Source organism: Mesorhizobium sp. M2A.F.Ca.ET.067.02.1.1 (assembly GCF_004023285.1).
In the GTDB taxonomy this organism is placed as follows: domain Bacteria; phylum Pseudomonadota; class Alphaproteobacteria; order Rhizobiales; family Rhizobiaceae; genus Mesorhizobium.
Genome location: NZ_RZSB01000183.1, coordinates 1 through 8931, shown reverse-complemented (window position 1 = coordinate 8931; position 8931 = coordinate 1). Strand labels below are relative to the sequence as shown.

Here is an 8931-nt window from a genome sequence, read left to right as displayed (position 1 = left end):
GGTCACGAATCGGGCTCGGACCGCATCTTCGAGGCGCTGACCGCCGTCGACCCTGAAAAGCAAGTGGAAACGATCGTCAACGTGCAGGGCGACCTGCCGACCATCGATCCCGAGATCATCGGCGCGTCGCTGCGGCCGTTTGAGGACAGATCGGTCGACATCGCCACGCTCGGCGTCGAGATCGTGCGCGACGAGGAGAAGACCAACCCGAATGTCGTCAAGATCGTCGGCTCGCCGCGATCCGCGACACGGCTGAAAGCGCTTTATTTCACCCGCGCCACCGCGCCCTGGGGCGAGGGGCCGCTCTACCATCACATCGGCCTCTACGCCTATCGCCGTGCAGCGCTCGAACGCTTCGTGGCGCTCAAGCCCTCGCCGCTGGAGCGCCGCGAGCGGCTGGAGCAATTGCGGGCGCTGGAAGCCGGCATGCGCATCGACGCCGAGATCGTTCAGTCGCTGCCGCTTGGCGTCGACACGCCGCACGACCTGGAACGCGCCAGGCAGATCCTTTCAAGCTGAGACCATCCGCATGACCGCAAAGACCAACAGAATATCCTTCCAGGGCGAACCCGGCGCCAATTCCGACACGGCGTGCCGCAACATGTTCCCCACCATGGACCCTTTGCCCTGCCCGACCTTCGAGGATGCTTTCAATGCGGTCGAGACCGGCAAGGCCGAGCTCGCCATGATCCCGATCGAGAACACGATCGCCGGCCGCGTCGCCGACATTCATCACCTGTTGCCGGAATCGAAGCTGCACATCGTCGGCGAATATTTCCTGCCGATCCACTTCCAGCTGATGGTGCTGCCGGGAGTGAAGCGCGAAGAGATCAAGACCGTGCACAGCCACATCCACGCGTTGGGACAGTGCCGCAAATATATCCGCAAGAACGGCTGGAAGCCGGTGATCGCCGGTGACACGGCGGGTTCGGCGAAGATGGTGTCGGAGGTCAAGGACCGCACCATGGCCTCGCTGGCGCCGGCTCTTGCCGCAGAGCTTTATGGGCTCGACATCATCGAGAAGAATGTCGAGGACACCGACTCCAACGTCACCCGCTTCGTCGTCTTGACCAAGAACAAGCAATGGGTGGAGCGGCCCACGCCGGACGCCAAGATGATGACGACCTTCATCTTCCGCGTCCGCAACGTGCCTGCCGCGCTCTACAAGGCCATGGGCGGCTTCGCCACCAACGGCATCAACATGACCAAGCTCGAGAGCTACCAGTTAGGGGCCTTCACCGCGACGCTGTTCTACGCCGACATCGAAGGCCACCCGAACGATCCGCTGGTCAAGCTGGCGCTTGACGAGCTGAGCTTCTTCTCGCGCGAGATGCGCATCCTCGGCGTCTATCCGGCGAGCGCCTCGCGCGAGCAGTGGAAGGTGGCTGATTAGGGCCACGAATATCGAGCTACAGCATCAGGACAAGTCTACTGGTAGGGCGTGTTCCGTGCGGGGCGGCAGCGGCAAATCAAGGTCACCCACCTCCGGCATAGCCAGCATGTCACCGAGCGACCGCGTTTTGCCGGTGAGCCGTTTATATTCATCGAACGACATGAGGACATGCACTGGCCGCCCACTGTCGGTGATGATCACAGGGCCGTCCTTGGCAGCGCGTTTTGCGCGGCCAAGATCCTGTTTGAGTTCACGGCATGAAAGCGTAGTGATCATATCACTTTCGCAAAACGAGATTGCGTAACCACATCTGATCCGCTTGCAGGAATTGCAAGATTGAGCGAATGGATGACCAGCCATATCAAGTGATTGGTTGTGCCGCCCTGTAGGAGTGTGCCTGGCGGCTCAACCTGTTTTACAACGACTTGCGCTTAGATCACCGCGCCCAACGGCACGTAGTCGATCTCCAAGAACTTCTCGACCTCCGGCACCCAGCGATCGCGCACGAACGCGACGTGGTCGGGGTGCTCGTTGTAGCGCGTGTAGGCCGCCTGGTCGGCGAACTCCATCGAGAAGCCGAACTGATAGTCGTTCTTCGGGCTCACCTGCCGCAGCTGCTCGAAATGCGTGACGCCCTTGATCCCGGTAAGGATTTTCTTCGCGTCGTGCAGGAAGCGCTTTGTCTCCAGCGAATGCGGCTCGTGCTTCAAGGTGAACACCACGGTATGACGGATCATTCTTGCGCTCCTATTCGCTGTCGACCCAGGCGCGGATGAGGTGATGGGCGATCGCCCCTTTCGGCGGCGTAATCAAGCCGTCGGCATGCGTCCTGTCCAGCATCGTGCGCACCTCAACTCGGAAGAACCAGCGGCAATCCTCCAGCTCGTTGAGGTCAGCCTGGATATCCTCGTTGAGCGGCTCGCCGAAGCAGCCGATCATCAGCGAATAGGGGAACGGCCAGGGCTGGCTGGCATGGTAGACGACGCGGCCGAGCCGGATGCCGGCCTCTTCCAGCGTCTCGCGCCGCACCGCCGCCTCGATCGTCTCGCCCGGCTCAATGAAGCCGGCAAGCGCCGAATACATGCCCGGGGCGAAATGCCGGCCGCGCCCCAGCAGGCATTTCTCGCGCGTTGCCGTCAGCATGATCGCCACCGGGTCGGTGCGCGGGAAATGGTCGGTGCCGCAGGCCGGACAGTGGCGCCTGTAGCCGCCGGCGCGCATCTCCGAGCGGTTCCCGCATTTCGAGCAGAAGGCGTGGCTGGCGTGCCAAGCGAGCAGCGCCGCCCCTTGCGCCAGCGCGCCGGCCGCCGCCTCGTTGATCAGCCCTTGCATATAGACGGAACGATAGTCGATCGCCTTGACCGTCTCGGGGAGAATTTCCGGCTCGACGCCCGCCGGCACGGCCAGCACCGGGCCTTCCTCTGAGAAGCCGAGCAGCACGCCACGGTCGAGCGAGACATCGAAGGTCTCGCTCTCGGCCACGTTGAACCAGGGGTCGAATTTGCCGTCATCGAGTTTGAGGTAAAGCCGGCCGGCATGCATCAGCATCAGCCGCGTGGTCTGGTCGGCCAGCGCCTTTTCGACCGCGTCGTCGGCGCGGTTCTCGGACTGCCGGTCGATCCGGTTGCCGGCGAACCCGACAAACTGGCTCGGCTCGCGCAAAGGCGCGTCAAACAGGCGGAAGCTCATGGGGACTCAGGTATGCTGGTGGACACTGGTCAGCTTATAACGCCGCCTTGATCGTTTCGGCAAACCGCCTGATATCGGAGCGCTGATAGGGTTCGCGTATGCCGTGCCCCCAGACCGGACCCGGCCAGCCGGGGTCGCCCTCGGAGCGGGCGACGACATGGACATGCAGCTGGCGCACGATGTTGCCCAGAGCGCCGGTGTTTATCTTGGTGCAGCCGGTCACCCGCTTCAGCGCCTGCGCCACCATATTGGTCTCGAAGGTCAGCATCGCCTGGTCGAGCGGCGTCATCTCGTGCAACTCCTCGATGCCCGGACGCTGCGGCACCAGCACTAGCCACGGCCAGCGGCGATCATTCATCAATCGGAGTTCGCAAAGGCCAAGCCACATAAGCTGCTCGCTGTCCGCCTCCAGACGGGCGTCCAGCGTGAAACCGGCCTTGAGGCCAGGCAGCATTGGCGTTTCCTTTGTTTCTTGTATCATTCTTCAAACCAACGAACGCTAGAGCGGCGGCAAGGTGGCTGCAAGCGATTCATTGACCGCTCTTGGCGATTTGAAGGACTTTCCGGTCTCCATATGGCCGCAGGCTCCGGCTCTGCCCTTGCATTTCGCCGCTGAATTGCCGATATGGAGCGCGGGAGGTTGGTGGTGGACGATCCACTCGCCAACCGGGTCAGGTCCGGAAGGAAGCAGCCCTAACGAGCCCGGAACGGGTCATTGTTCCAGCCTCCCACCTCTTCGCCTTTCTCCCGCGACATTGACGGCGCCAAGCCGTGCGGGCGAGACTATGCGCAGGAATCGGCCGCCTTCCGTCGCGGTCCTGGGAGCTTTTGACGGCGAATGAGCGAAGCCGGAAACTTGGGGACGGAAAGCCTGGAGACCGGCAAGGCCGGCGCCTATCGCGTCCTGGCGCGTAAATATCGTCCCTCGAATTTCTCCGAGCTGATCGGCCAGGAGCCGATGGTCCGCACGCTGACCAATGCCTTTGCCACCGGCCGCATCGCCCAGGCCTGGATGCTGACGGGCGTGCGCGGCGTCGGCAAGACGACGACAGCGCGCATCCTCGCGCGGGCCCTCAACTACAAGACCGCGGCCGTCGACCAGCCCTCCGTCGACCTTTCGATCCCCGGCGAGCATTGCCAGGCGATCATGGAAGGCCGCCATGTCGACGTCATCGAGATGGACGCCGCCTCGCACACCGGCATCGACGACATCAGGGACATCATCGACCGGGTGCGCTATGCGCCGGTCTCGGCCCGCTACAAGGTCTACATCATCGACGAAGTGCACATGCTCTCCACCCAGGCCTTCAACGGCCTGCTGAAGACGCTGGAAGAGCCGCCGCCGCACGTCAAATTCATCTTCGCCACCACCGAGATCCGCAAGGTGCCGATCACGGTCCTATCGCGCTGCCAGCGCTTCGACCTGAGGCGCATCGATGCCGGCGCGCTGGTCGGGCATCTGTCCTCGATCGCCGCCAAGGAAGGCATTTCCGTCGACGACGAGGCGCTCGCGATGATCGCGCGGGCCGCCGAGGGCTCGGCGCGCGATTCGCTCTCCATCCTTGACCAGGCGATCGCCCATGGCAGCGGCACCGTCAGCGCCGATGCGGTGCGCGCCATGCTCGGCCTCGCCGACCGCGCCCGCATCATCGACCTGTTCGAATATGTCATGAAAGGCGAGGTGGCGGCGGCGCTTGCCGAGTTCCGTGCGCAATACGACACCGGCGCCGATCCGGCCGCCGTGCTCACCGATCTTGCCGAGTTCAACCACCTCGTCACCCGCCTGCGCTTCGTGCCGGCCGCGGCCGACGACGCGTCGCTTTCCGAGGACGAGCGCCGACGCGGCGCCGAATTCGCAGGCACATTGTCAGTGCGCGTGCTGTCGCGGACCTGGCAGATGCTGCTCAAGGGCATTCCCGAGGTGCAGTCCTCCAACCGGCCGGTCAGCGCCGGCGAGATGGTGCTGATCAGGCTGGCGCATGCCGCCGACCTGCCGACGCTGGACGAGGCGCTGAAATCGCTGGAAGGCGCAGGCCCGCTGCCGAACGGCGCGCCGCGCGCCAATGGCGCACCGGCCAATCCGGGCAATGGCGGCGGCGCCAGTGCCGTGGCGCAGGCGCGGATGCCCAGTTCAAATGGCGGCGCTCAGACGATGCGGCTGGTCGATGCGCAGCCTGTGCCGGAGGCCTACGTTCCGCAACCGGCGCCGGTCGCCGAAGCGCCTGTCGTTCCGGTCAAATCGCTGGCCGACATCGTCGCGCTCGCCGACGCCAATCGCGACATCGCCTTCAAGGTGCTGCTGAAACGCTGCGTTCGGCCGGTGCGCATCGAGCCCGGCCGTCTCGACGTCACCCTGACCGACGACGCGCCGAAGATGCTGCTCAACGACTTGACGTCCAAGCTGCGCGCCTGGACCGGCCGCAACTGGCTGGTGTCGCTGTCGAAGGAAGAGGGCGGCCAGACACTGGCCGAGATGGAGACGACCAAGCGCGAGAACGCCTTCTCCGACGCCAAGGCGGATCCGACTGTCGCGGCCATCCTCGCTCGCTTCCCGGGCGCCAAGATCATCGACGTGCGCATTCCGGATGTGCCGGACGTGGAAGAGGCCGAAGCCGAAGTTCCGGTCGAGCCCGCGTCCGACGACGACGAAATCTGAAACAATCTTAGAGGACCATCCGATGAAAGATCTTCTCGGCCTGATGGGCAAGGCGAAGGAAATGCAGGCCAAGTTCCAGGCCATGCAGGACGAGATCGCCACGCTTGAAGCCACCGGCCAGGCCGGCGGCGGCCTCGTCAGCATCACGCTCACCGGCAAGTTCGAGATGAAGGCGTTGAAGATCGATCCGTCGCTGATCAAGGCGGACGAAGCCGAGATCCTCGAGGACCTCATCCTGGCCGCCCACAATGACGCCAAAAGTAAGGTCGAGCAGGTCATGCAGGAGAAAACCAAGGCGTTGACGGCGGGCCTGCCGATTCCGCCCGGAATGAAATTGCCGTTCTGAGGCGGCCTCCGCCAGTCAATTGATTATGAACGGAAATCGAGCCCGGACGGCAATATTAACCATTTTGCCGGCAATGCTCACGGGCTCATTTCGCGGCTTTCATAAAGTTTTACCCAAGTCCAGAAGTCGCTAACCATCTAGCCATCTTTTTGCCTGAAAGAGTCTCATTCTTGCCACATCTCGGGGCGGGCTGGCATCTTGGACATGAGGCTTTTTTGGTGATCGCGACGCGATGGAAGACGCCGCTGCTGCTTATCGGCATCGTCACTTCCCCCTTGCTCCTGGCCGGCTGCAGCCAGACCACTTCCTCCCATGGCATGTCGGTGTCGGGACTGACCGACGCGCTGACGCCGAGCTTCCTCACGCGTTCCTCCAGCCACTCGCTGAAGGACAAGGAATGCCTGCAAAGGGCGATGTTCTTCGAGTCCAACCGGTCGAGCCGCGACGGCATGATCGCCGTCGGCACGGTCGTGATGAACCGTTTGCGTTCGGGCCAGCATGGCAACACCATCTGCGAGGTCGTCGGCGAGAAAGGCCAGTTCGCGCCGGGCGTTCTGACGCGGCCGATGAATTCCAGGGCGCTGCCCGATGTCGAGGAAGCCGCCGACGCGGTGCTGAGAGGCGAGCGCAAGGCCAAGCTCAAGAACACGATGTATTTCCACACCGCCGGCCTGCGTTTCCCCTATAACAACATGCATTACACGATGGTGGCCGGCGGCAACGCCTTCTATGAGAAGCGCGGCCGCAACTGGCAGCCGCTTCCGGACGAGCCGATGGTCGCCATGGCCTCCGGCAAGCAGCAGAAAATCGACCCAACCGCGCCCGTGCTGGTGGCTTCCGCCGAGCCGGTGGTCAAGACGATCGTGCGGCAAGATCCGGCCAAGCAGGCCGCGATGAACGCTGCCGAACCGACGCTTCCGGCCAAGGCGGCAATCGTTCCGGCCGAACAGACCTATGTGACGGCCGCTGCTGCGCCGTCGCAGAAATCCGGCCGCCTCGCGCAGAAGCCGACGGTCGTGGCTATGCAGGAGCCGATGGCCGAGCCGGACGCCTCGCGTTTTGGCGGCACGCTCAAGGGCCGCTACATCACCTCGGTGCCCAAAGCGACGCAGGAAGCGTCGATGGGCTTCCAGTCGACGCCTGAGAACACCGACGCGATCGGCGCGATGATCGTCAGCCAGGACCGGCCGCTCGAAACCAACTGAACCCGATTGCATCCGACGCAGGGCCCGTCATGGCAGCATGGCGGGCCCTGTGTCGTTGCGGCTGTTCCAAACCGCTCGGAAAAATCCTAGATCAGGGCGATGTCGAAGAGAATCGCCGGTCCGGAAATCGAACGCCTGATCCAGCTCCTGGCCAAGGTGCCGGGGCTTGGGCCGCGCTCGGCCAGGCGCGCCGCGCTCCATCTCATCAAGAAGAAGGAGCAGCTGCTCGAGCCTTTGGCCGCCGCCATGGGCGAGGCGGTCGACAAGGTGCGCATCTGCTCGACCTGCGGCAATGTCGACACCTCCGACCCGTGCATGATCTGCACCGATCCACGCCGCGACGCTGGCACGCTGATCGTCGTCGAGGATGTCTCCGACCTCTGGGCGCTGGAGCGCGCGGCCGCCATGAACGTGCGCTACCACGTGCTCGGCGGCACGCTGTCGCCGCTCGACGGCATCGGTCCCGACCAGCTCAACATCCGCTCCCTGGTTGACCGCATCGCCGGCGGCGAGGTGAAGGAAGTCATCCTCGCAGTCAACGCCACCGTCGAGGGGCAGACGACCGCGCACTACTTGACCGATCAGCTGTCCGGCTTCGATGTGAAGGTGACGCGGCTGGCGCATGGCGTGCCGGTCGGCGGCGAGCTGGATTATCTCGACGAAGGCACGCTGGCCGCGGCGCTGAGGTCAAGGACGGCGTTTTGAGGGACTGCGGAGGGGGCGGGGAATGACTGGAATAAATCCTTCGAAGTTGGCGCCAGGCCCCCCTCTCTGTCCTGCCGGACTGTCCGGCAGGACAGAGAGGGGGGCGACAGAACGAGGCTTTTCCAAATACAGCCTCGCATTTCTTCTGCTGGCAATATTCAGCCTCATTCTCACCACTCCCACCCACGCCGCCTCCATCGACGACCAGTTCCAGGCCTGGCTTCAAACCGATCTCTGGCCCGAAGCCAAATCCAAAGGCATCTCGAAAAAGACCTTCGACGAGGCCTTCCTCGGCGTGAAGCCGAACCTCAAGCTGCCAGATCTCGTCCTGCCCGGCGAAAAGCCCACGACACCTGAGAAGCAGCATCAGGCCGAGTTCGGCCCGCCAGCCAACTATTTCGCCGAGAAGATCATCCGCGCCGTCACCACGGGCGGGCGGGCGCGCGAGAGCGCCAATTCGAGAGTGCTCGGGCTGATCGAGAAGCGCTATGGCGTGCCGGGCGAGATCGTTCTGGCGATCTGGGGCCGCGAGACCGGCTTCGGCGCGGCCAAGATGCCCTACGATGCATTCGAGGTGCTGGGCACCAAGGCCTTCATGTCGACCAAGAAAGACTTCTTCCGCACCGAGGTGCTGGCGGCGCTCGACATCGTCGAGCGCGGGCTGGCGCCGGTCAATGCGATGAAGTCGTCCTGGGCCGGCGCGCTCGGCCAGCCGCAATTCATGCCGACCTCTTTCCTCAAGCACGCCGTCGACTTCGACGGCGATGGCCGGCCCGACATCTGGAATTCGACGCCCGACGTGCTCGCCTCGATCGCCAACTACCTCGTCCACTATGGCTGGGTGAGGGGGCGCGGCTGGGGCGTCGAGGTGACCGTGCCGGCAAGCGTTTCCTGTGCGCTCGAAGGACCCGATCAGGGCAAGAAGATATCCGACTTC

11 protein-coding genes and 1 other RNA gene are annotated in these 8931 nt (G+C 63.8%); 8 read left to right on the top strand and 4 right to left on the bottom strand.

Annotated elements, in window-relative coordinates; all coding sequences use genetic code 11:
• Both EOA28_RS14955 and EOA28_RS14950 read left to right on the top strand, forming a co-directional pair.
• Positions 1-519 (top strand): 3-deoxy-manno-octulosonate cytidylyltransferase (locus tag EOA28_RS14955; RefSeq protein WP_128315005.1); only part of this gene is annotated, 519 nt, incomplete at its 5' end.
• Positions 520-529: 10 nt separating this feature from the next.
• On the top strand, positions 530-1393 hold the full coding sequence (locus EOA28_RS14950; protein WP_128315004.1) for a prephenate dehydratase: 864 nt from the start codon (positions 530-532) through the stop codon (positions 1391-1393).
• Between the two features lie 24 nt (positions 1394-1417).
• On the opposite strand, the gene EOA28_RS14945 is transcribed toward EOA28_RS14950, so the two are convergent.
• The 4 genes from EOA28_RS14945 to EOA28_RS14930 all read right to left on the bottom strand — a co-directional run bounded on the left by EOA28_RS14945 (position 1418) and on the right by EOA28_RS14930 (position 3536).
• The gene (locus EOA28_RS14945) at positions 1418-1669 is read right to left on the bottom strand and encodes a type II toxin-antitoxin system Phd/YefM family antitoxin (RefSeq protein WP_127249664.1); all 252 of its coding nucleotides are present in this window, start codon (positions 1667-1669) and stop codon (positions 1418-1420) included.
• A gap of 155 nt (positions 1670-1824) precedes the next feature.
• A complete protein-coding gene (locus tag EOA28_RS14940; RefSeq protein WP_126079445.1) occupies positions 1825-2130 on the bottom strand; it encodes a Dabb family protein in 306 nt (101 codons plus the stop codon).
• Between the two features lie 10 nt (positions 2131-2140).
• Entirely contained in the window at positions 2141-3082 is a 942-nt protein-coding gene (gene nudC, locus EOA28_RS14935; protein WP_127249663.1) for an NAD(+) diphosphatase, read from the bottom strand.
• 34 nt (positions 3083-3116) lie between these two features.
• Complete coding sequence (locus EOA28_RS14930; RefSeq protein ID WP_112127995.1) at positions 3117-3536, bottom strand: HIT family protein; 420 nt, start codon at positions 3534-3536, stop codon at positions 3117-3119.
• A gap of 181 nt (positions 3537-3717) precedes the next feature.
• Between EOA28_RS14930 and ffs the strand changes: the two genes are divergently transcribed.
• The 6 genes from ffs to EOA28_RS14900 all read left to right on the top strand — a co-directional run.
• Positions 3718-3814, top strand: an RNA gene (gene ffs / locus EOA28_RS14925) — signal recognition particle sRNA small type.
• Between the two features lie 106 nt (positions 3815-3920).
• The gene (locus EOA28_RS14920; RefSeq protein WP_127249662.1) at positions 3921-5738 is read left to right on the top strand and encodes a DNA polymerase III subunit gamma/tau; all 1818 of its coding nucleotides are present in this window, start codon (positions 3921-3923) and stop codon (positions 5736-5738) included.
• Between the two features lie 22 nt (positions 5739-5760).
• A complete protein-coding gene (locus EOA28_RS14915; protein ID WP_112127993.1) occupies positions 5761-6084 on the top strand; it encodes a YbaB/EbfC family nucleoid-associated protein in 324 nt (107 codons plus the stop codon).
• A 218-nt stretch (positions 6085-6302) separates the two neighbouring features.
• Positions 6303-7289 (top strand): cell wall hydrolase, encoded by a 987-nt coding sequence (locus EOA28_RS14910; protein WP_126062881.1) that lies wholly within the window; start codon positions 6303-6305, stop codon positions 7287-7289.
• 99 nt (positions 7290-7388) lie between these two features.
• Entirely contained in the window at positions 7389-7994 is a 606-nt protein-coding gene (gene recR / locus EOA28_RS14905) for a recombination mediator RecR (protein ID WP_042639939.1), read from the top strand.
• 79 nt (positions 7995-8073) lie between these two features.
• Positions 8074-8931 (top strand): lytic murein transglycosylase (locus tag EOA28_RS14900; RefSeq protein ID WP_348633431.1); only part of this gene is annotated, 858 nt, incomplete at its 3' end.

Bases quoted from the DNA above. Each gene is read 5' to 3' on its own strand.
- EOA28_RS14920 (WP_127249662.1), top strand. From the start codon at position 3,921: ATGAGCGAAGCCGGAAACTTGGGGACGGAAAGCCTGGAGACCGGCAAG.
- EOA28_RS14945 (WP_127249664.1), bottom strand. From the start codon at position 1,669: ATGATCACTACGCTTTCATGCCGTGAACTCAAACAGGATCTTGGCCGC.
- EOA28_RS14930 (WP_112127995.1), bottom strand. From the start codon at position 3,536: ATGCTGCCTGGCCTCAAGGCCGGTTTCACGCTGGACGCCCGTCTGGAG.
- EOA28_RS14915 (WP_112127993.1), top strand. From the start codon at position 5,761: ATGAAAGATCTTCTCGGCCTGATGGGCAAGGCGAAGGAAATGCAGGCC.
- nudC (WP_127249663.1), bottom strand. From the start codon at position 3,082: ATGAGCTTCCGCCTGTTTGACGCGCCTTTGCGCGAGCCGAGCCAGTTT.
- EOA28_RS14950 (WP_128315004.1), top strand. From the start codon at position 530: ATGACCGCAAAGACCAACAGAATATCCTTCCAGGGCGAACCCGGCGCC.
- EOA28_RS14940 (WP_126079445.1), bottom strand. From the start codon at position 2,130: ATGATCCGTCATACCGTGGTGTTCACCTTGAAGCACGAGCCGCATTCG.
- recR (WP_042639939.1), top strand. From the start codon at position 7,389: ATGTCGAAGAGAATCGCCGGTCCGGAAATCGAACGCCTGATCCAGCTC.